The following is a 21,025-nucleotide window of genomic DNA, read 5'->3' on the forward strand; positions in this document are numbered from 1 at the left end:
TATTCGTGATTTTTGTTACACACACATCAAAAATAATGCCAGCATCTAGAAGTCCATTAGGTGTTATAAAAGTGCAAAAGCATTTTTTAGTTCCATTTGTTTTATCTTTCGTTTTTGTGTTAAACGGCTGTGGCAATGAACAAGTAAGTGATCAAACACAAGTATCTACGGCTAAGGTTACCGTTATTTCAATTCAACCGCAGTCTATTAACTTTAGTGAAAATCTACCGGCGCGTGTTCAAGCTTTCAGAACTGCCGAAATTCGTCCTCAAGTTGGCGGTATTATCGAAAAAGTTTTATTCGCTCAAGGTAGTGAAGTTAAAGCTGGACAACCTCTATATAAAATAAACTCAGAAACATTTGAAGCTGATGTAAATAGTAATCGAGCGGGTTTAAATAAAGCTGAAGCAGAAGTAAACCGCTTAAAAATACAACTTGAGCGCTACCAGCAACTTTTACCAAGTAATGCGATTAGTAAACAAGAAGTAAGTAATGTCGAAGCGCAATATCGACAAGCGATTGCAGATGTTGCTCAAATGAAAGCGTTATTGGCTCGTCAAAATCTTAATTTACAGTATGCGACAGTGCGAGCACCGATTTCCGGGCGTATTGGTAAATCATTCGTAACCGAAGGCGCTTTGGTTAGTCAGGCTGATAGCAATACTATGGCGACCATTCAACAAATTGACCGCGTTTATGTCGATGTAAAGCAGTCTATTGGAGAATATGAACGCCTACAGGCGGCTCTACAAAGTGGTGAGTTATCTGCCAACAATCAAAAAGCTGTACAGATTTTGAATAGTTTGGGACAGTCCTATAACGTTACAGCGAAAATGCTGTTTGAAGATATTAATGTGGACCCTGAAACTGGGGATGTCACCATCCGTATTGAAGTCAATAATCCTGAAAGAAAATTACTGCCGGGTATGTATGTCCGCGTTAATATTGAGCGTGCTTCGGTTCCTCAGGCCTTACTCGTGCCAGAACAAGCTATTCAGCGCAATATGAATGGCGATCCTCAAGTTTATGTAGTGAATGCCAAAGGTGGCGCAGATGTTCGCTCAGTAGAATTAGGGCAACAATATGAGCAGTTTTATCTCATCAATAAAGGGCTGAAAGCAGGCGACAAAGTTGTTGTTGAAGGCATAGAGCGTATCCAACCCAACCAAAAACTGGCAATTTCAGCATGGAAAGCAGCCTCAACAGAAAATACGGTGAAGCAAGGAGATGCTAAATGATGTCTCAATTCTTTATTCGCCGTCCTGTTTTTGCATGGGTAATTGCAATTTTTATTATTCTATTTGGTGTGCTGAGTATTCCAAAGTTACCCATTGCACGCTTTCCGAGTGTTGCACCACCCGAAGTGAACATTACAGCAAGTTATCCTGGTGCTACTCCCAAAACGATTAATGATAGTGTGATTACTCTTATTGAACGGGAAATGTCAGGAGTAAAAAACTTACTCTACTATAGTGCTACAACGGATTCGTCAGGAACCGCTGAAATTACCGCGACGTTTAAACCCGGTACTGATGTGGATATGGCACAAGTCGACGTACAAAACAAAATTAAAGCGGTTGAAGCACGCTTACCCCAAGTCGTCCGCCAACAAGGCTTAGCTGTAGAGGCATCTTCCTCAGGCTTTTTAATGCTTGTCGGTTTAAACTCACCTAACCATCGTTATTCAGAAGTCGATTTAAGCGATTATCTGGTTCGTAATGTGGTCGAAGAGCTTAAACGTGTTGACGGTGTCGGAAAAATTCAGTCCTTTGGTGCTGAAAAAGCGATGCGAATTTGGGTAGACCCAAATAAATTAGTTTCTTATGGTCTATCGATTAGTGATGTAAATAATGCGATTCGTAACAATAATATCGATATTGCACCAGGACGACTTGGTGATCGTCCTCTAGTTAATGGTCAATTAATTACCATACCTTTATCCGCTCAAGGACAGCTTGAAAATGTAGAGCAGTTCAAAAATATTAGTCTAAAGAGCAATATTAGTGGTGCCACTATTAAGTTGTCGGATGTCGCCGATGTAGAAATGGGTGCTCAATCATATAATTTTGCGATTTTAGAAAATGGTAAACCTGCAACAGCCGCGGCCATTCAGTTGAGCCCTGGTGCAAATGCAGTAAAAACAGCAGATGCGGTAAAACAGAAACTCGAAGAACTAAAAGTAAATTTACCTGAAGGCATGCAATTTAGCGTTCCTTACGATACTGCACCTTTTGTTAAAATTTCGATAGAAAAGGTAGTTCATACATTAATTGAAGCCATGGTTTTGGTCTTCATTGTGATGTATATATTTCTTCATAATGTTCGCTATACCTTAATTCCTGCGATTGTCGCTCCAATTGCCCTGCTTGGCACCTTTACCATCATGCTTTTAACCGGTTACTCAATTAATGTGTTAACTATGTTCGGTATGGTGCTTGCGATCGGGATTATTGTCGATGACGCTATTGTAGTTGTTGAGAATGTAGAACGAATTATGGCAACCGAAGGTCTATCGCCTAAAGAAGCGACTTCCAAAGCCATGACAGAGATTACCAGCCCGATTATTGGTATTACTTTGGTACTAGCAGCCGTATTTTTACCAATGGCTTTAGCAAGTGGCTCAGTCGGTATTATTTACCGCCAATTTACCATTACGATGTCAGTCTCAATTTTATTCTCGGCATTTTTAGCTTTAACGCTCACCCCTGCACTTTGTGCAACCTTATTAAAACCAGTTGATGCAAATCATCAAAAGAAAGGTTTTTATGCATGGTTTGATCGTAGCTTTGATAAAGTCACAAAAAAATATGAAGCGATTTTACTTAAAGTCGTTAAACATACTATTCCGACTTTAATTATTTTTGTGGTGATTACAGGTTTAACTTTTGCAGGCATGAAATATTGGCCAACTGCTTTTATGCCAGAGGAAGATCAAGGCTGGTTTTTAACTTCGTTCCAACTACCTTCAGATGCGACTGCTGAACGTACGACAAAAATTGTGAAAGATTTTGAAAACCATTTAAATGAGCAGTCGGATGTTAAAAGCAATATTTCAATTATGGGTTGGGGTTTTAGTGGCGCTGGCCAAAACGTTGCACTCGCTTTTACAACCTTAAAAGATTTTGGTGAGCGTGATAAATCTACTACTGACTATACCAACTTCATAAATGCTGAAATGGCAAACAGTAAAGAAGGTACAACTATGTCTGTACTTCCTCCAGCAATTGATGAATTGGGTACATCTTCAGGCTTTAGTTTACGTTTGCAAGACAAAGCAAATTTAGGAATGCCTGCTTTAATTTCGGCCCAAGAAAAGCTCATGGAAATGGCAGCTCAAAACAAAAAGTTTTATATGGTTTACCCAGAAGGTTTACCTCAAGGTGACAATATTAGCTTAAAAATCGACCGCGAAAAACTAAACACTCTAGGAGTAAGCTTTGCTTCTGTTTCAGATATTATTTCGACCTCAATGGGATCGATGTATATCAATGATTTTCCAAATCAAGGCAGAATGCAGCAAGTTATTGTTCAAGCCAATGCAAAATCACGAATGCATTTAAAAGATATCTTGAGTTTGAAGGTTGCAGGCGCAAACGGACAACTGGTGTCTTTATCTGAGGTCGTGATTCCTCAGTGGAATAAGTTGCCACAGCAATATAATCGTTACAATGGCCGATCATCATTAAGTATCGCTGGAGTGCCTAACATAGGGGTATCTTCAGGTGATGCGATGCGAGAAATGGAAAAGCTAATTGCTAAACTTCCTCAAGGTATTGGTTATGAGTGGACAGGCATTTCACTACAAGAAAAGCAATCTGAATCTCAAATGGTATTCCTTATTGCTTTATCGATGTTAGTCGTGTTTTTAGTTTTAGCTGCACTTTATGAAAGTTGGTCAATTCCGTTATCTGTCATGCTTGTTGTTCCTTTAGGCATCTTTGGTGCGGTAATGGCCATTATGTTAAGAGGAATGCCAAACGATATTTTCTTCAAAATTGGTCTTATCACTATTATTGGTTTATCTGCCAAAAATGCGATCTTAATTGTTGAGTTCGCAAAGATGCTCAAAGAAGAAGGCATGACTTTAATTGAAGCAGCCGTTGCAGCAGCAAAGTTACGCCTACGCCCAATTTTGATGACTTCCCTTGCCTTTACCTGTGGTGTTATCCCATTGGTCATTGCAAATGGAGCAAGTTCGGAAACTCAGCATGCATTAGGTACAGGGGTATTTGGAGGTATGATATCTGCCACCATCTTGGCCATCTTTTTTGTTCCCGTGTTCTTTATTTTTGTGTTGGGAGCTGCAGAGAAACTATTTTCCAAAAAGAAAATTAATTCTTAGTTAAATGGATTGAGGCGAAACGTATCTATGTTTTGCCTCAATGACTTAGAAATATGAAAAGTCTACTGACAGGAAAACGATTAAGAATTAAGGACTTTAAAGACTTTACCTGTTCTTGGATGAGCAAAGGTATTATCTGGATCTAAATTGATGACTTTATCCGAAATCACAATTTTAGAAAGTGGTAACCAGCTCTGTTCCAGTTCAACGTCTATAAAGTTTTTTTCATTGATATTTTCATAAATTTGTTCGACAACGATTTCCATACCACACATACTTTTAGCATTCACTTCTTTTAAGATATGGCGTTTTGACATACTAGTCTCCATTTTTTTATTATCCGCATCGACAATAATAAAGACTCCACTGATACAATATGTAAATTTTAATAATGAAAGTGTTTTCTTTGTTCTAATCATATTTTTGTAATAATTAAATGAATAGTTGAGTGATTATTTAACTTAAATATTATTTTTAAGTTAATCTATTCAATGTAAATATTACTTATTAAAAAATTTATTTTTAATCAAAATTAAAGGGTTCATTAACTGAACCCTTTTTATTTAATTCTAAACTTGTACTGCGTTATCCAGCGAACCATCATCTTTATTTTTAGCAGTGTCTTTACTAATCAATGAGTCTGTATCACTATCTGTGGTAAAGCTTTTGCTATTTTTTTGCTTTTTCTTGTACATACACATCCCAATCGCGATACCTGTTCCCAATACTATAATTGACTTTAACATTTTGCACCTCTTCGATTAACGGAGTAACTTTTGAGAAATTAGCTTAAATTAATAGCATAAAATTTGTTATTTAACGGCTTTCATTTGCTCCGCTTTTGTAAGGTGTTTATTTTTTATGTTAATTGAAGAGTAAAATAATCCCGAAAAATAAATTTTGATACAAAGCAAAAAGCCTATTCTAAAAAAGAATAGGCTTTTCACTGTATTTCAGGATTAAGCAGTATTATGAATCGCTTTAGGCAATCTTATTATCTTTAAAAATACATTACAAATGTATTTAATGCTGAACTTTTAGTCAAGATGGGATTGAGGGTTTTTACCAATAATTAGCGATTATTGTGATGACTGTCACGTTTATATAATTGGGATAAGAAAAAACCCATTTCTACTTCTCATAAAGAAATGGGTGATGTGAAAACCACAAAAGACCTGAAATACCAAATGTTCTTACATTCAGTAAGGTTGAGTGTAGTGAATATACCGAATGGTTGACAATTAAACTATTTGTATTTTTTTTAGTCATTTCGGCCAATAAAAAAATAGTTATGATTCTGTAGATTAACTCTGTTTAGTCATTCATTATTGACCAAAAATTCTATAAAGCACCCTCACCCAATTATTAAGACATATATTTTCAATCAGTGTTTTTGAATAACCACGCTGTTGCATATGTTCAATTAAGCGATGTAGGCCTGTCACATCTTCAAGTTCAGTACCTATAAGTGCACCATCGAAGTCTGAACCAAAGCCCACATGTTCTTCGCCCAAATGATCCATTAAATATTCTAAATGTTCCAAAATTACATCAATCGATGTATCTGCATTTCGTTGTCCATCTGACCGTAAAAAAGCGACATCGAAATTTACCCCCACCATCCCTTTACTTTCCCTTATTGCTTTGAGTTGTGGGTCAGTTAAGTTGCGAGCTTGAGGACATAAAGCATGTGAATTAGAGTGTGTTGCTACAATTGGCTGCTGCAATATATCTACAGTATTCCAAAAAGCTTTCTCATTCATATGTGAAACATCAATCACCATTTTTTTATTTGCACAGCGTCTTATAAAATGTTTGCCATCACTCGTGAGACCTGCTCCCGTGTCAGGTGAGTGCGGAAACTTAGTATTTAAACCATGTCCAAAACGACTAGGTCTATTCCAGAGGGGACCAATACTACGTAAGCCTCTTTCATAAAATACATCGAGTAAATCAGGATTTTGTTGTAAAGCTTCTGCACCTTCCATATGCAATACAATTGCTAGCTTTTGCTCTGCTAAACAATCCTGAATATTTTGAACCGAGGTGCAAATTTTAATATTTTTAGAATACTGAGCAAGTTGGTGAGCTAAATCGAGTTGTTCCAAGCAAATTTGTTCAATTTGCTGTTGGGTAAAATCAGAAGCATTCGGATCAAATAATTTATTAGGATGATGCTGTTGCACATAGCTATATGGCGGTAAAAAAATCGCAAACATTCCACCAATAAAACCAGCTTCTTGACAGCGTTTTAAATCAAGATGGCCTGATAGGCGTTCATGAACAAAAGCATGTACAGGATCTGGATAGTCACTTAGCCATAAGCGTGTTAATGCGTCATTATGTCCATCAAAAACTGGAATATGGCTAGGCTTCATGAGTATTCCTGTTAATTGCTATATGTCTGTAATTGTGTGGACTGGAATATTTTGGGTGGCGCTTAAAGATTTAGAGTTTCTACTATTACGGAAGACTAAATTTTGTAGAGGTGCAACCAACTGACTTTCTGCCCGTGCTTGTTCAATCATTTGATGATACGGCGATTTCCCACATACAGGATCGGCATTAGCCGCATCTCCAGTCAACATATAGGCCTGACAACGACATCCGCCAAAGTCACGATCTTTATCGGGACAGCTACGGCACCCTTCTGGCATCCATGCATCGCCACGGAAATGATTGAATCCGGTTGATTTGTACCAAATATTTGACAATTTATGTTCGCGGACGTTTGGAAACAAAATGGGCAGTTGTCGTGCTGCATGGCAAGGTAGCGCCATACCATCTGGAGCAACCGTAAAGAAGATTTTACCCCAGCCATTCATACAGGCTTTTGGTCGTTCTTCATAATAATCGGGCACTACAAAAATGAGTTTGCAAGGGTGATTTTGCGCTTTTAATTTTTCTCGATATTCATTGGTAATCCGTTCAGCTCGTGTCAGTTGCTCTTGTGTGGGTAATAAACCTTGGCGGTTTAAAAAAGCCCAACCATAAAACTGACAAATTGCTAGCTCGACTGTATCTGCATTCAGCTCAAGGCAAAGTTCAATGATTTGTTCAATCTGGTCAATGTTATGCCGATGAATAACAAAGTTAAGCACCATTGGGTAATCGTATTTCTTAACCAATCGGCACATTTCATACTTTTGTTCAAAAGCATGCTTTGAACCTGCCAAGGCATCGTTTACCACAGGGTCGCTCGCTTGGAAGCTCACTTGAATGTGGTCTAAACCCGCTTGTTTTAGATCAGCAATACGTTGTTCGCTAAGGCCCATGCCTGAGGTAATGAGGTTGGTATAAAACCCTTGCTGATGAGCATGTGCAACGAGTTGTTCTAAATCTTGACGTACCAGTGGTTCACCACCAGAGAAACCGAGTTGAACAGCACCCATCTGACGTGCTTGATCAAAAACATCAAACCACTCTTGAGTAGTCAGCTCATTTTTATGCTGAGCGTAGTCCAATGGGTTTGAGCAATATGGGCATTGTAGCGGACAACGATAAGTTAACTCCGCTAATAACCATAAAGGTAGGCCAACACCTTCTGTCATATTAAATCAATCCAGTGTTGCTGTTTTGCGACCAGCATGTAATCCACTACATCTTGATCTATCTCAGCAATATCACCAAATTTTTGCTTTAACTGAGCAATAATTGCAGAAACATTTTGCTGCCCATCAATATATTGTCCAATTGCCCCTGCACTTTCATTTAATTTGATCATGCCTTCAGGATATAAAATCACAAAACCATTTTGAGCTGGCTCGAACTGAAAACGGTAACCTTGTCGCCATGTTGGCACAAGGTTTAAATCAAACTGCTCTTTATTCATTTAAATAGTCCTTTGTGCCAAACTCGTTTGCTTGTCACGCTGTGATATGGTGCTTCATTGTGAACATATGCCAAAGTTAAAGCATCTAAAATGCTCCATAAAATATCCAGTTTAAACTGTAATATTTCCAGCATTCGTTCTTGTTGCTCAAAAGTTGTAAATGAATCAAGCGTAATTGTTAAACCATGTTCAACATCACGGCGTGCCTGGCTTAAACGAGAACGAAAATACTCATAGCCTTTATCATCAATCCATGGGTAATGTTGTGGCCATGAATCAAGACGTGATTGATGAATTTGAGGAGCAAAAAGTTCTGTTAAAGAACTGCTTGCTGCTTCACGCCATGAAGCACGACGTGCAAAGTTCACATATGCATCTACTGCGAAACGTACACCCGGCAAAACTAATTCTTCGGAAATAACTTGTTCACGACTCAAGCCCACAGCTTCGGCTAAGCGTAGCCATGCTTCTCGACCACCGCCATCTGGATATTCACCATCTTGATCGATCATACGTTGAATCCATTCTTGACGCACACGTTGATCAGGACAATTTGCCATGATTGCGGCATCTTTGAGCGGAATATTGATCTGATAGTAGTAGCGGTTTGCAACCCAAGCCTGAATTTGTTGCTGGGTCGCTTTACCTTCATACATCATCACATGAAATGGATGATAGATATGATAATACTGGCCTTTATCGATAATGGCTTGTTTAAATTGTTCGGTTGTTAAAGCTTCAGGTGTTTGAGTCATATTTCACCTTAGAGTTCAATCTGCATGCCGTCATAGGCAACTTCTACACCATTTGCTTTAAGTTCAGCAAACTGGCTAGAGTTTTCATTTAAAATTGGATTGGTATTGTTAATATGAATCAGCACTTTTTTAGGTGTACTCAGCTGGTTTAAATAAGACAGTGAACCACCTTCACCACTAATATATAAATGCCCCATTTCTCGGCCAGTTTTAGTTCCAACCCCAGTTTGCTGCATTTCATCGTCTGTCCAAAGCGTACCATCAATCATGACGCAGTCTGAACTCTGCATAATCTGCATGATTTGATCGTCAATTTTTCCAAGACCCGGTGCATAAAACAACTGCTTTTGTGTTTTATGATCTTTGATAATTAAAGCAATATTGTCGCCGTCATGTGGGTCATTTCGATGCGGTGAATATGGTGGAGCTGCACTTTTAATAATTAAGGGTAAAAATTCTAAATTTTCGAAACTATCAATTTTAAAAGCTTGTTTAGGGTTAATCTCATGATATTGAAGACCACCATTCCAGTGTTTGAGCATATTAAATACTGGAAAACCGCTCGTTAAATCTTGGTGGACCATTTCTGTACACCATACCTTCATTGGACAACCTTCACGTAAGGTTAAAAGCCCAGTCGTATGGTCTAACTGACTGTCCATTAAAATAACGCTTGTTATTCCTGTATCACGCAATTTACGCGCTGGTTGAGCTGCTTTAAATTCGAAGAGTTGCTGACGGATATCAGGTGATGCGTTTAATAAAACCCAGTCTGTTCCATTTTCAGAAATAGCAATTGATGATTGAGTACGGGGTTTGGCTTGGATTGTGCCTGTGCGCACACCATGACAATTCGGGCAATTACAATTCCACTGCGGAAACCCGCCTCCGGCAGCTGAACCTAAAACATAAATATACATAAAATTAATATCTTATTAGAAAGAGATAAGCCCTAGAACAAGACTAGGGCTTATGACATATTTGATGAAACTGATTAACGTGCTTCAAAGTACATAGTAACTTCAAAACCAATGCGTAAATCAGTAAAAGCTGGTTTAGTCCATTGCATAAATTATCTCCGGTTCATATTAATCTTATGAAATGAATCACTTGATTAAGATTTATAAGGCAATTAAAAATTTATTCTAAATAAAAAAATTGGGTTTGTAGACCACCCCTAGCTAAGATATTGTTCGATAATTGTGTTTTTTGTCCAAATTTTAATATTTCGAACATATTTCCTTATTGGGTGTTTCATCAAATATTCATACTAAAAGCGTATTTTTTATCCGTCTTAATTGATCAAATGATAAAAAAATGAAAAATTTAACAATACTTTTTAAAGTAACAACACTTTCTCTGGCTGTAGCGTTATTGGCGGGATGTAATGACGATGATGATAATGACACAGCACCACCTGCCCAAAGAAGCAATCAAACTGTAAATATTTTAGCTTTTAATGACTTTCACGGAAATCTTGAGCCACCTAAACGTTATGTCGAGGCATCAAATCCAACTGATGCTACACAATCTGTTCGTATTCCTGTGGGAGGAGTGAGTTACTTTGCCGATGCAATTAAAAAACTTAAAGCAGAAAATCCAAATAATGCTGTGGTTTCGGCAGGTGATTTAATTAGCGCTTCTCCCCTCACCTCGTCTTTATTTTTAGATGAACCAACCATTGAAGTCATGAATGATATTCAAATTGACTTTAATGCTGTCGGTAACCATGAATTTGACCGTGGTACAGACGAATTACGCCGTTTAAAAAATGGTGGATGTCAGCAATATACCAGCACTGTACCTTGTCAAATTAATAAAAACTTTAGTGGTGCAAAATTTGATTTCCTCGCTGCTAACGTCGCAATGAAAAACGACACCAGTAAAACGATCTTCCCAGCCTATAAAGTCAAAACTTATGGCGGAATTCCAGTCGCATTTATTGGTTTAACTCTTAAAGCGACGCCAAGTATTGTTTCTGCGGCGGGTATTAAAGACGTTGAGTTCCGTGATGAAGCAGATACGGTAAATGCGTTGATTCCTGAATTAAAAAAACAAGGAATTGAAGCCATTGTAGTCGTTGTCCATGAAGGTGCAGCGCCAAGTACGAAGCTCAATCAAAAAACATGTGATGGTTTAAGTGGTCCAATTTTAGGAATTTTGGATAAGCTTAATCCAGCAGTTGATATTGTTGTTTCAGGTCACACACATCAATCTTATATTTGTGACTATGCAACAAAAAATCCAGCTAAACCATTCTTACTTACTTCAGCTGGACAATATGGCACGCTCATTACTGACATTAAGATTGAATTAGATGGTAAAACTGGTGATGTAATTAAAAAAGATGCGAAACAGGTTCCTGTACAAAGTGAGGCTTATACCTCTGGCACAACCACGGTAAGCCTTACCGATCTCTATCAAAAATTTAGTAAAACCCCAAGCATTGAAGCAATTTTAGATAAATACCGTCAAGCTGTGACCACCATTTCAAGTCGTGTGGTTGGTACATCTACTGCCGTTGTAAGCCGTACTCAAGTCGAAAGTGGTGAAAGTCCGCTAGGTATTATGATTGCCGATGCTCAGCAAGCGTCTGCTTTAAAAGCAAGTAATCAAGGCTCAGAATTTACGTTAATGAATCCAGGTGGTGTGCGTGCGGATCTGCTCATTAATAGTAATAACCAGATTACCTTTGGCGATGTTTTTGCAGTTCAACCATTTGGTAACTCTATTGTGACGTTGAGCTTAACTGGCAAACAGATTAGAGATGTGCTTGAACAGCAATGGTCTGGTGCAAATGCAAATTCGCCTAGAATTTTACAACCGTCTAAGGAGTTGAGTTACCAATATGCGGCAAATACATCTGTTTCACCACGAGCAAGTAACATTATGATTGCAGGTTCGCCGTTGGTTGACACTAAAGTATATCGCGTGACGGTAAATAGCTTCTTGGCAGATGGTGGTGACAACTTTACGGTATTAAAAGAAGGCCAAAACCGTGTCGGTGGTGGGCAAGATATTGATGCGCTTGAAACTTATGTTGCTAACAATTCACCTTTAACTATTCCAGCTACGAATCGAATTAAAGTTATCAAGTAACTGATTTAATGAAAATAAAGGACAGTATGATGCTGTCCTTTATTTTTTATAGTAGTTTAAAAGATTTTTATTCGGTATATAGATTGAGCTCAACACTACTGATATCGACTCCGGTATTTGCAAAAATAATATCAGTAACCTCATGAAGTAATTCTTTAACTTTGTCATGTTCAAAGTTCAAGGCTTCAGAGGTTTTGAGCGAAATGAGGTTACAACTCATCTTGTCTTTTCTAAGCTTATAAATACTTTTGCTTTTTCCTAAAAACACCCTTTTGATGAGTTTACGGTTTTCAAATTCCGACAAGATTCGATAAATCGTTCCTAGCGTTATTTTATGTTCATTTTTAATTTGCGTATAAATACTCACAGCACTTAAGCCTTGTGGATTTTGATTTAAAATTTCAAAAACCTGTATTCTCGATTTTTTTATGGGTAGTCCATTTAATAATGATTTTGAAGTTGCTGTCATGATTAATTAACCTTAATGTTGAAAAAATATAGAAATTTTTTAAAATTATTTTGTCTATACTTACTTGAAAATTATGGAAATGATTTGATCTATAAATCAGAGCTTATTACCCTATAAATAAGCTTTGGGCTGATTATAAAATTCTGAATAATTTAATATTATTCCTAGCCTCACTATCTACATGTACGCGCTTGGCGAATAAAAGCATTCTTGAGCTGAACCATATTGCGACCCTCTTCATTAAGTCATTTTCGGGCTTATTCTATATAATGATTAACACATGATAAATATTATCATTTGTGTTTAGCGGTGTATCATATACATATAAGTTTTAATATTCAATATTAAGTAATTGTCAAATACATAATGATAACCATTATATATTACTAAATAAGTATTCATTTCCACCCATATAAAAAGCAGATCGATGATCTGCTTTTTATATTTTAAATAGAATAAGTTAAATGACTATTATGCTAAGGATAGTGCATCTTGTTCTTACATCCATGCATGAATCACTTGTTGTGCTGTCATGACTTGAGCGCATCGTGTACTAGCATATTTTAACGCCATATCGTGCTCTTCTCGGCTAAAGTCAGCTAGTGCATCACCACATAAGAATGGTTGGATGTTTAGCATAAAAGCTTCAGCAGCACTCATAAGACAACCAATATGTGCATATACCCCGCAGATAATCAGTTGATCGCGACCAGATTCCCGCATGAGTTGTTCGAGAGGTGAAAATTTAAAAACACTATATCTCCACTTGGTAAGAACCGTATCATTTTTTTGAGGTGAAATTTTTGGCAAAATCTGCGTAAAGCTCGGCTCGTTCTTTAAACCAGGTCCCCAAAAATCAGTTAATAACTGTCGATGTTCAGGTGATTGATTGCCCGGTTGTGCTGTATAAACAACCGGAATATGAGATTGACGAGCGGCATCAATTAATGCTTTGGTGTTTTTAATGAGTTCTGGAATAGGTTCCTGAGTTAAGTCATAGAAATCTAAAAAATATTGCTGCATATCATGAACCAATAAAACAGCTCGATTGGTATGCAATGGCCAATTTGTTTTGTTGGGAGTAAATTCATGGGCTTGGGGCATACTGTAACTTGCAATCTTTGGAATACTCATTAGTATTTTCCTTTTGTATCCTTCAAAATATTTTTAATTTCAGATGGTTGTTGTGCTGAAGTAATCTTTAGACCCCAAGTGTAGCTCCCCCATCTACCACTATTTCTTGCATCGTAATTTGGGCCGCTCGGTCCGAAAGTAAAAAGCTCACGGTATTGGCAATATCATCTGGTTGCGCGAGTTTTCTTAAGGGAATACCTGTTCGGTACTGACTCAAATCACCATCAATTACTGCAGGTGGAGGTGTATTATCAGTCCAGAGTTGTTGCTGCATTTGAGTGAGAGTAGATCCTGGTGAAACGATATTCAGCCTGACTTGATAAGGTGCAATTTCAAGTGCCAGATTGCGACAAAAATGACTCAGTGCAGCCTTAGTGGTGGCGTACATACCAAGTTGCATACGCGGCATACGCGCACTATTTGAACTAATAGTGACAATGCTACCCCGCCTTTTTGCACAAAAATGTTTAGCAACTTGTTGGCTAATCGCAATAGGTGCCATGACATTGACCGCAAAAAGTGTTTCCCAATCTTCCGTTTTGGCTTCAAGCATGGAGCGCATAATTAATACTCCTGCTGCATTTACTAACCCCGTAATTTCGTATCTTTCTAAAAGCTCTGAAATTAAAGTTTGTGTTTCTTGTTGATGGGTAATGTCTTGTGAGATGCCTTGCCATTGTGAAGTTTGATCTGGCGTTATTGTTTTGCTGATATCCCATTGTTTAGGATTTTCTTGTCGGTCAATACCAATAACATGATAGCCCTGATCTAGTAGTTGCTTGGCAATAGCCGCTCCTATCCCTCTTGCAGCACCTGTGACCACGATGGTAGAGCGCATGTGGATACTCCAATTTATATTATAAAGAAATCTATAAATATAATTGCAAATAATTATCATTCTTATCAAGAGTAAATTAAGATAAAAGATTAATTTATGATCTCAGGCAAATGAGCTTTAGCTTAAAATTTTAAATTAAATTGTTGTTTTATAAGTATTTTTATTAAATTTAAAGTCTAAAAATATTTTATTATTAATAATCATTTTCAATAAGGCAGGTTTTGATTTATTCGGCTAAAATCAGATTTATGGTTTATCAAACCTAGTGACTTTACGGTTCAATCTCCCGTAGGCTCAGAATGAGTTCTCGATAACCCCGACTCTCGTAAGTTTGGAATTACATATAAAAATGAAAAATTATAAAATCCACATTGTTTCGGTCAGTTGTTTAATTTCTTGAATATCATGACTCACATAAATCATCGGAATTTTTATTTCCTCTTTTACTTTCTGAAAAAAAGGAATAATTTCAGCTTTATGATTCGCATCTAGTGCAGATAATGGCTCATCAAGTAATAACAGCTTAGGTGAATATAACAATGCTCGACCCAGTGCCACGCGCTGTTTTTCACCTCCTGAAAGTTTGATAGGCATACGTTGTAATAAGTGGTCTAACTTTAATAACTCAATAATATAATCTGCTTCAAAGTGACGTTCTTGTTGGGAAAGATGCTTAAGACCAAATAATAAGTTTTGCTTTACAGTTTTATGAGGAAAAAGCTGAGCATCTTGAAAAACTAATCCAACATGCCGCTTTTGGGTACTCAAGTTAATGTTTTGATCTGAATCAAACCATGTTTGATCCTGTATTTTAATGAGCCCACTACACGGAGTGTTCAACCCTGCAATGGCATGTAAAATTGATGTTTTACCTGAACCCGATGCACCGAATAAGCCAATAACAGAAGCATCTGACTGGAAACTAGGTTCAATATGAAATTGGCCCATTTGTAGCTGAAAACGGCAATCAATCAACATAATTCTACCGTCCCAAGCGCTTTTTTTGATAACGATGAAACCACTGTGCAAACCATAGGGCTAAAAAAGCCACGCTTAACGATAAAACAATAAGCCTTTGAATAGCTGCTTCTGTATCGGGCTGTTGCATTAAGCTATACATGGCTAGAGGCAAAGTCCGTGTTTCATTTGAAATATTACCCACAAAAGTAATGGTGGCCCCAAACTCCCCTAAACTACGGCAAAAACATAAAATAGCTCCAATTAAAATGCCACTGCTGGCAAGAGGCAAAGTGACATGAAAAAATGCCCCTAAAGATGAAGCTCCTAATGTCTTTGCTGCCATTTCTAAACGCTGATCGACCAACTCAATTGCTAAACGAATAGACTGCACCAAAAGCGGAAAACCCATCACTGCCGAAGCAAGAACGGCACCTTTCCAGTTAAATGCAAAATCAATTCCGATCGGTGCCAAATATTGCCCAATAATGCCTCGGCTACCAAATACCTGTAATAACAAATAACCAGGAACCACTGGCGGCAGCACCAAAGGTAAAAACACCAATGTTTCAATGAATGACTTACCCCAGAACTCTTTACGTGCCAAAAACCATCCCACACAAATTGCAGGAATAATACTGACGACAAGACAACTTGCTGCCACCTTACAAGAAAGTTGCAGAACGCTGAGCTCTTCTGGGGTTAAAGAAAACATCATGGCTTGACTGGAGCCAACACGCTAAAACCATACTTTTTAAAGACGGCTTTAGCTTGGTTGCTTTGTAGAAATTGATAGAACTTTATTGAATTCGGATTTTTTTTAATCAACCCTACAGGATAAATAATTGGTGAATGTGTATTTTGCGGAAATACGCCAGCTACTTTCACGTCTTTGCTAATTGCTGCATCGGTTGCATAAACAATCCCAACCTGACATTCACCATGTGCAACAAAGTTTAAAGCAGCACGAACATCTTCTGTTTCGACTAATTTTGGCTCAATACGACTCCACCAACCTAAATTAGTAAAAGCTTGTTTAGCATATTTGCCTACAGGCACACTTTTAGTGTCGCCTGTACAAATCTTGCCTGTAAATACTTTATTTGGGTCGGTGGTTTTATCTAGTCTTACATTTAGTGACTGCCCTTTAGGGGTAATTAGAACCAAACGGTTACCTAATAAATTTATACGGTTATTTGCTGCAACTATTTTTTTATTTTGCAGATAATCCATCCACTGGGTATCTGCTGAAATAAAAATATCTGCGGGTGCCCCAGCTTCAATTTGTTTCGCTAAGGTTGATGAACCCGCATATGAAGTTTTTACTTCTACTTTATTCTGTTTTTCGTAAATTTTTTCTAAATCGTTAATTGCATTCGTTAAGCTCGCTGCTGCATAAACGGTAACCGATTCAGCCTTGGCTGGAACATTAAAGACCAATCCTATGCTGAGCACCGAACAGGCTAAAGCCAACTTTTTTATCTTCGTATCACTTACCATTATGCTTTACCTTTTTGTCGTTTTTTGCAGCGATATATACCCAAGAATATAGCGATAAGCATAGACGATGAAAAGTAGAAATTATTTATAAAGATGGATATTTTTTCTGAACAACTGAAAACTATTGGTAGATAAAACTGATTCGCGCTTAAATTCTTTGATTTATAAAGTATTCCTCATCTTATTTCTTTAAATAGCTACTCATAATTTGATAATCATGTTCTAAAGCTTGTCGAGCATTGATTTCCATTTGACGGTAATGCTGTAAGACTTTCTGGCCCAAAGCTGTGACGGCGGCCCCACCGCCATGTGTTCCGCCTGTTTGAGTTTCAACTAAAGCTGTTTCAAAGCACTGGTTCATCGTATCGACCAACTGCCATGCACGACGGTAGCTCATATTCATAGATTTTGCAGCTTGTGAGATCGAACCCGTTTTCTCAATTGCTTCAAGTAAATCTGCTTTACCCGGACCAAATGCGATGTTTTGCTCTAAAAGAATTCTAATTTGTAATTTTAAGTTTTGTTCTTTCATAGACTTATTTCACAAAATTTCATTTTATGCTGCTTAACATTATAGGAAACTTTAATAGGTTAAAACACATACAAATTTAAATCTCTACTCTTTCATAAAAAGAGTTCAATTAAAAAATCAAAACTGCACAAAGTGGATAAAGATCTGGAAAAAACGGATAGAGGCTCAGGCCTAATCGCGGTTCAATCAGTTAAAAGCTGATTGATTGGAGGATTGAGCAATGACCTCATCTAATTTAAAACAATGGAATGATTTTATAGATGGATGTATCGACTTCCGTCCTAACGAAGGCGTGTTTCGTATTGCACGAAATATGTTTACCGAGCCTGAGCTATTTGACTTGGAAATGGAACTTATTTTTGAAAAGGTTTGGATTTATGCATGTCACGAAAGTGAGATTCCAAATAATCATGATTTCCTAACAGTTCAAATTGGTCGTCAACCGATTATTGTGAGCCGTGATGGTAAAGGCGAACTACATGCCATGGTTAATGCTTGTGAACACCGCGGTGCGACCTTAACACGCGTTGCTAAAGGCAATCAGTCTACATTTACCTGTCCCTTCCATGCTTGGTGCTATAAGTCAGATGGTCGTTTGGTGAAAGTCAAAGCACCTAGCGAATATTGTGAAGATTTTGATAAATCAAGCCGTGGCTTAAAACAAGGCCGTATTGCCAGCTACCGTGGTTTCGTATTTGTCAGCCTTGATACTCAAGCAACAGATTCTCTTGAAGACTTTTTGGGCGATGCAAAACTGTTCCTTGATTTAATGGTTAACCAGTCGCCAACAGGTGAACTCGAAGTATTACAGGGCAAGTCATCTTATACCTTTGCTGGTAACTGGAAGCTACAAAATGAAAATGGCTTAGATGGCTACCATGTCAGCACTGTTCACTATAACTATGTCTCTACAGTTCAACACCGCCAACAAGTAAATGCACCAAAAGGTGAAGAACTCGATACGCTTGACTACAGCAAGTTAGGTGCCGGTGACTCAGAAACTGACGATGGTTGGTTCAGCTTCAAAAATGGCCATAGCGTATTGTTTAGTGATATGCCGAATCCAACAGTTCGTCCGGGTTACAGCACAGTTATGCCGTATATGGTCGAAAAATATGGCGACAAATATGCTGAGTGGGCAATGCATCGTTTAAGAAACTTAAACTTGTACCCTAGCCTATTTTTTATGGATCAAATTAGTTCTCAGCTTCGTATTGTTCGCCCTGTGGCATGGAATAAAACTGAAGTCATTAGTCAATGTATTGGCGTTAAAGGTGAATCTGCAGAAGCACGCCGTAACCGTATTCGCCAGTTCGAGGATTTCTTTAATGTATCGGGCCTTGGTACACCGGACGATTTAGTCGAGTTCCGTGAACAGCAAAAAGGTTTTCAGGCACGGCTGGAACGTTGGAGCGATATTTCGCGTGGTTGTCAATCTTGGGAATATGGCGCAACTAAAAACTCACAAGATTTAGGCATTCAACCCGTCATTACTGGCCGTGAGTTTACCCACGAAGGACTCTATGTTAACCAGCATGGACACTGGCAACGTCTAATGCTCGACGGCTTAAACAAGAAAGCATTGAAAATGCAGGATATTACTTTTGAAAACAATGCTGTAATGGATGAGGTGTAACCATGTCACAAGAACTACATTTTGCTGTATCTCAGTTTTTGTACAAAAAAGCAGAGCTTTGTGATGCTTATGACTGGGATGCCTATCTAGAGCTTTACGATGAAGATAGTGAATATCATATTCCACAGTGGATTGATGACCATAACTATGTTCAAGATCCAAATCAGGGCTTGTCTTATATTTATTATGCAGACCGTACTGGACTTGAAGACCGTGTATTCCGTATTCGTACTGGAAAAGCAGCCTCGGCAACACCTTTACCACGTACTTTGCACAGCATAAATAACATTCGAGTTAAAACACTGGATGATGGATTAATTGAAGCAAAAGTTGCATGGCAAACGCTTTATAACCGTCAAGGTTTAGAAGGCTGTTTTTACGGACACGCAACCTATCTTTTACGCCAAACAGCAGATGGTTTCCGCATTCGTCGTCAGCATAGCATTTTGCTGAATGACAAAATTGATTCCGTTTTAGACTTCTATCACGTTTAAGGGGAATGAAAATGGGACATTCAGTTGCACTTAATTTTGCCGATGGCAAAACCTTTTTCATTTCGGTAAATAACGACGAATTGCTGCTTGATGCAGCAGTTCGTCAAGGAATTAACCTACCACTAGACTGCCGTGAAGGTGTTTGTGGTACCTGTCAAGGACAGTGTGAAACTGGTATTTATGAACAAGAATATGTTGATGAAGATGCATTAAGTGAACGTGATTTGGCTGAGCGAAAAATGTTAGCTTGCCAGACGCGTGTGAAATCAGATGCAGCTTTTTATTTCGATCATAATTCTGCTATCTGTAACGCTGGTGATACCTTAAAAATTGAAACCAAAGTGACTGCGGTTGAGCTGGTTTCTGAAACAACAGCAATCTTACATCTTGATGCGAGCAGTCATGCTAAACAGCTTCAGTTTTTGCCGGGTCAATATGCTCGTTTGCAAATTCCAGATACTGAAGACTGGCGCTCTTATTCTTTTGCAAATAGACCAAATGCGACCAATCAATTGCAATTCTTGATTCGTCTCTTGCCTGATGGTGTGATGAGTAATTATTTGCGTGATCGTTGTCAGGTTGGACAGACCCTACTCATCGAAGCGCCGCTTGGTAGTTTCTACTTACGTGAAGTAGAACGTCCACTGGTTTTTGTGGCGGGTGGAACAGGATTATCAGCTTTCTTGGGAATGCTTGATAACTTGGTTGAGCAACCTAACTCACCTTCAGTTCAGTTGTACTACGGCGTAAATAATGAAACCGATTTATGCGAACAACAGCGTTTACATGCCTATGCAGAACAGCTACCAAACTTTAGTTATCACCCGATTGTGACTAAAGCAACCGAAGCTTGGCAAGGCAAAGCTGGCTATATTCATGAGCACTTAAATAAAGATCAACTGGCCGAGCAGGCTTTTGATATGTATTTATGTGGTCCACCGCCAATGATTGAAGCTGTTAAAAATTGGTTGGATGAGCAAGCTCTGCAAAACTACCGTATTTACAGCGAGAAGTTTTTACAGAGCAATACCTCACGTTAAAAGTATAAATAATTTAAAAGCCACTGAAACCCAAAATAATTCAATATACTCTTATAAGGGGTATATTGAATTTTCATATTTAGATTAAAAGTTTTTGTATATCAATAATATAAAACAATAAATTCCGATAAAATAAATTGACCAGTTCGCTTGGATTTGTTATAAATTTTGATAGATCTTAAGGAATAAGATCATGATGAGATTAACTTATAGCACCTTTTATATCCCCCTATTCTATTTCTCGAATGTATTAAATTGATGGACAAAATCCGAAGTAAAAATTTGAGAAAATCACATTAATTAACGGATAAATTGGTCTGTATTTTGCTTATATCTCATTGTAATTTGCGAGTAACTTAATTTTTTTAAGTGCCGTATTTACGTGTTGCAAAGCTAA

General features: G+C 37.9%; 21 protein-coding genes. 6 read left to right on the forward strand and 15 right to left on the reverse strand.

Annotation, left to right across the window (positions count from 1 at the left end):
• The first annotated feature begins 71 nt into the window (after positions 1-71).
• Together ACYU0V_RS08965 and ACYU0V_RS08970 are read left to right on the forward strand one after the other, a co-directional pair.
• Positions 72-1,238 (forward strand): efflux RND transporter periplasmic adaptor subunit, encoded by a 1,167-nt coding sequence (locus ACYU0V_RS08965; protein WP_461849839.1) that lies wholly within the window; start codon positions 72-74, stop codon positions 1,236-1,238.
• Complete coding sequence (locus ACYU0V_RS08970) at positions 1,235-4,342, forward strand: AdeB/AdeJ family multidrug efflux RND transporter permease subunit (RefSeq protein WP_461849841.1); 3,108 nt, start codon at positions 1,235-1,237, stop codon at positions 4,340-4,342. Before ACYU0V_RS08965 ends, ACYU0V_RS08970 begins: the two co-directional genes overlap by 4 nt.
• Before the next feature lie 80 nt (positions 4,343-4,422).
• On the opposite strand, the gene ACYU0V_RS08975 is transcribed toward ACYU0V_RS08970, so the two are convergent.
• The 8 genes from ACYU0V_RS08975 to pqqA all read right to left on the reverse strand — a co-directional run bounded on the left by ACYU0V_RS08975 (position 4,423) and on the right by pqqA (position 9,998).
• Positions 4,423-4,659, reverse strand: a complete 237-nt coding sequence (locus ACYU0V_RS08975; RefSeq protein ID WP_069140449.1) for a hypothetical protein — start codon at positions 4,657-4,659, stop codon at positions 4,423-4,425.
• Positions 4,660-4,911: 252 nt separating this feature from the next.
• Complete coding sequence (locus ACYU0V_RS08980) at positions 4,912-5,088, reverse strand: hypothetical protein (protein WP_002113575.1); 177 nt, start codon at positions 5,086-5,088, stop codon at positions 4,912-4,914.
• A gap of 579 nt (positions 5,089-5,667) precedes the next feature.
• A complete protein-coding gene (locus tag ACYU0V_RS08985) occupies positions 5,668-6,720 on the reverse strand; it encodes a dipeptidase (RefSeq protein ID WP_461849844.1) in 1,053 nt (350 codons plus the stop codon).
• An 18-nt stretch (positions 6,721-6,738) separates the two neighbouring features.
• Positions 6,739-7,893 carry a pyrroloquinoline quinone biosynthesis protein PqqE gene (gene pqqE, locus ACYU0V_RS08990; protein ID WP_068565829.1) on the reverse strand — a complete coding sequence of 385 codons (1,155 nt, stop codon included), beginning with the start codon at positions 7,891-7,893 and terminating at the stop codon, positions 6,739-6,741.
• A complete protein-coding gene (pqqD, locus tag ACYU0V_RS08995; RefSeq protein ID WP_068565827.1) occupies positions 7,890-8,174 on the reverse strand; it encodes a pyrroloquinoline quinone biosynthesis peptide chaperone PqqD in 285 nt (94 codons plus the stop codon). Before pqqD ends, pqqE begins: the two co-directional genes overlap by 4 nt.
• Positions 8,171-8,929 (reverse strand): pyrroloquinoline-quinone synthase PqqC, encoded by a 759-nt coding sequence (gene pqqC / locus ACYU0V_RS09000; protein WP_002113690.1) that lies wholly within the window; start codon positions 8,927-8,929, stop codon positions 8,171-8,173. The genes pqqD and pqqC overlap by 4 nt, the downstream gene beginning before the upstream one ends.
• An 8-nt stretch (positions 8,930-8,937) precedes the next feature.
• Positions 8,938-9,849: a pyrroloquinoline quinone biosynthesis protein PqqB gene (gene pqqB, locus ACYU0V_RS09005; protein WP_086395111.1), complete on the reverse strand. Its 912-nt coding sequence runs from the start codon at positions 9,847-9,849 to the stop codon at positions 8,938-8,940.
• A 74-nt stretch (positions 9,850-9,923) separates the two neighbouring features.
• Entirely contained in the window at positions 9,924-9,998 is a 75-nt protein-coding gene (pqqA, locus tag ACYU0V_RS09010) for a pyrroloquinoline quinone precursor peptide PqqA (RefSeq protein WP_001982218.1), read from the reverse strand.
• A 248-nt stretch (positions 9,999-10,246) separates the two neighbouring features.
• Between pqqA and ACYU0V_RS09015 the strand changes: the two genes are divergently transcribed.
• Positions 10,247-12,028, forward strand: a complete 1,782-nt coding sequence (locus ACYU0V_RS09015) for a bifunctional metallophosphatase/5'-nucleotidase (protein WP_461849848.1) — start codon at positions 10,247-10,249, stop codon at positions 12,026-12,028.
• Between the two features lie 67 nt (positions 12,029-12,095).
• Here ACYU0V_RS09015 and ACYU0V_RS09020 read toward each other — a convergent pair whose 3' ends face one another.
• The 7 genes from ACYU0V_RS09020 to ACYU0V_RS09050 form a co-directional block, all read right to left on the reverse strand.
• Positions 12,096-12,497: a transcriptional repressor gene (locus tag ACYU0V_RS09020; RefSeq protein WP_005069251.1), complete on the reverse strand. Its 402-nt coding sequence runs from the start codon at positions 12,495-12,497 to the stop codon at positions 12,096-12,098.
• Positions 12,498-12,995: 498 nt separating this feature from the next.
• The gene (locus tag ACYU0V_RS09025; protein WP_461849850.1) at positions 12,996-13,631 is read right to left on the reverse strand and encodes an isochorismatase family protein; all 636 of its coding nucleotides are present in this window, start codon (positions 13,629-13,631) and stop codon (positions 12,996-12,998) included.
• 67 nt (positions 13,632-13,698) lie between these two features.
• The gene (locus ACYU0V_RS09030) at positions 13,699-14,469 is read right to left on the reverse strand and encodes an SDR family oxidoreductase (protein WP_068611467.1); all 771 of its coding nucleotides are present in this window, start codon (positions 14,467-14,469) and stop codon (positions 13,699-13,701) included.
• Positions 14,470-14,826: 357 nt separating this feature from the next.
• Positions 14,827-15,447, reverse strand: coding sequence for an ATP-binding cassette domain-containing protein (locus ACYU0V_RS09035; protein WP_461849852.1), 621 nt, complete (start codon positions 15,445-15,447; stop codon positions 14,827-14,829).
• Positions 15,448-15,451: 4 nt separating this feature from the next.
• The gene (gene modB, locus ACYU0V_RS09040; protein ID WP_024432760.1) at positions 15,452-16,144 is read right to left on the reverse strand and encodes a molybdate ABC transporter permease subunit; all 693 of its coding nucleotides are present in this window, start codon (positions 16,142-16,144) and stop codon (positions 15,452-15,454) included.
• A complete protein-coding gene (gene modA / locus ACYU0V_RS09045) occupies positions 16,141-16,926 on the reverse strand; it encodes a molybdate ABC transporter substrate-binding protein (protein WP_461849855.1) in 786 nt (261 codons plus the stop codon). Before modA ends, modB begins: the two co-directional genes overlap by 4 nt.
• Positions 16,927-17,107: 181 nt before the next feature.
• On the reverse strand, positions 17,108-17,458 hold the full coding sequence (locus tag ACYU0V_RS09050; RefSeq protein WP_068565815.1) for a winged helix-turn-helix domain-containing protein: 351 nt from the start codon (positions 17,456-17,458) through the stop codon (positions 17,108-17,110).
• Between the two features lie 220 nt (positions 17,459-17,678).
• On the opposite strand from ACYU0V_RS09050, the gene antA reads away from it, so the two are divergent.
• The 3 genes from antA to antC are packed head-to-tail and all read left to right on the forward strand — an operon-like array spanning position 17,679 to position 20,628.
• Positions 17,679-19,094 carry an anthranilate 1,2-dioxygenase large subunit gene (gene antA / locus ACYU0V_RS09055; protein ID WP_461849857.1) on the forward strand — a complete coding sequence of 472 codons (1,416 nt, stop codon included), beginning with the start codon at positions 17,679-17,681 and terminating at the stop codon, positions 19,092-19,094.
• A 2-nt stretch (positions 19,095-19,096) separates the two neighbouring features.
• Entirely contained in the window at positions 19,097-19,588 is a 492-nt protein-coding gene (gene antB, locus ACYU0V_RS09060; protein WP_000076809.1) for an anthranilate 1,2-dioxygenase small subunit, read from the forward strand.
• A 5-nt stretch (positions 19,589-19,593) separates the two neighbouring features.
• Entirely contained in the window at positions 19,594-20,628 is a 1,035-nt protein-coding gene (gene antC / locus ACYU0V_RS09065) for an anthranilate 1,2-dioxygenase electron transfer component AntC (RefSeq protein ID WP_461849860.1), read from the forward strand.
• Positions 20,629-21,025 lie beyond the last annotated feature (397 nt).

The organism is Acinetobacter sp. X9 (assembly GCF_054889255.1).

Excerpts from the sequence above, each read along its gene's own strand:
- ACYU0V_RS08970 (WP_461849841.1), top strand. The coding sequence starts at position 1,235 with ATGATGTCTCAATTCTTTATTCGCCGTCCTGTTTTTGCATGGGTAATT.
- ACYU0V_RS08975 (WP_069140449.1), bottom strand. The coding sequence starts at position 4,659 with ATGTCAAAACGCCATATCTTAAAAGAAGTGAATGCTAAAAGTATGTGT.
- ACYU0V_RS08980 (WP_002113575.1), bottom strand. The coding sequence starts at position 5,088 with ATGTTAAAGTCAATTATAGTATTGGGAACAGGTATCGCGATTGGGATG.
- ACYU0V_RS08985 (WP_461849844.1), bottom strand. The coding sequence starts at position 6,720 with ATGAAGCCTAGCCATATTCCAGTTTTTGATGGACATAATGACGCATTA.
- pqqE (WP_068565829.1), bottom strand. The coding sequence starts at position 7,893 with ATGACAGAAGGTGTTGGCCTACCTTTATGGTTATTAGCGGAGTTAACT.
- pqqD (WP_068565827.1), bottom strand. The coding sequence starts at position 8,174 with ATGAATAAAGAGCAGTTTGATTTAAACCTTGTGCCAACATGGCGACAA.
- pqqC (WP_002113690.1), bottom strand. The coding sequence starts at position 8,929 with ATGACTCAAACACCTGAAGCTTTAACAACCGAACAATTTAAACAAGCC.
- pqqB (WP_086395111.1), bottom strand. The coding sequence starts at position 9,849 with ATGTATATTTATGTTTTAGGTTCAGCTGCCGGAGGCGGGTTTCCGCAG.
- ACYU0V_RS09015 (WP_461849848.1), top strand. The coding sequence starts at position 10,247 with ATGAAAAATTTAACAATACTTTTTAAAGTAACAACACTTTCTCTGGCT.
- ACYU0V_RS09020 (WP_005069251.1), bottom strand. The coding sequence starts at position 12,497 with ATGACAGCAACTTCAAAATCATTATTAAATGGACTACCCATAAAAAAA.
- ACYU0V_RS09025 (WP_461849850.1), bottom strand. The coding sequence starts at position 13,631 with ATGAGTATTCCAAAGATTGCAAGTTACAGTATGCCCCAAGCCCATGAA.
- ACYU0V_RS09030 (WP_068611467.1), bottom strand. The coding sequence starts at position 14,469 with ATGCGCTCTACCATCGTGGTCACAGGTGCTGCAAGAGGGATAGGAGCG.
- ACYU0V_RS09035 (WP_461849852.1), bottom strand. The coding sequence starts at position 15,447 with ATGTTGATTGATTGCCGTTTTCAGCTACAAATGGGCCAATTTCATATT.
- modB (WP_024432760.1), bottom strand. The coding sequence starts at position 16,144 with ATGATGTTTTCTTTAACCCCAGAAGAGCTCAGCGTTCTGCAACTTTCT.
- modA (WP_461849855.1), bottom strand. The coding sequence starts at position 16,926 with ATGGTAAGTGATACGAAGATAAAAAAGTTGGCTTTAGCCTGTTCGGTG.
- ACYU0V_RS09050 (WP_068565815.1), bottom strand. The coding sequence starts at position 17,458 with ATGAAAGAACAAAACTTAAAATTACAAATTAGAATTCTTTTAGAGCAA.
- antA (WP_461849857.1), top strand. The coding sequence starts at position 17,679 with ATGACCTCATCTAATTTAAAACAATGGAATGATTTTATAGATGGATGT.
- antB (WP_000076809.1), top strand. The coding sequence starts at position 19,097 with ATGTCACAAGAACTACATTTTGCTGTATCTCAGTTTTTGTACAAAAAA.
- antC (WP_461849860.1), top strand. The coding sequence starts at position 19,594 with ATGAAAATGGGACATTCAGTTGCACTTAATTTTGCCGATGGCAAAACC.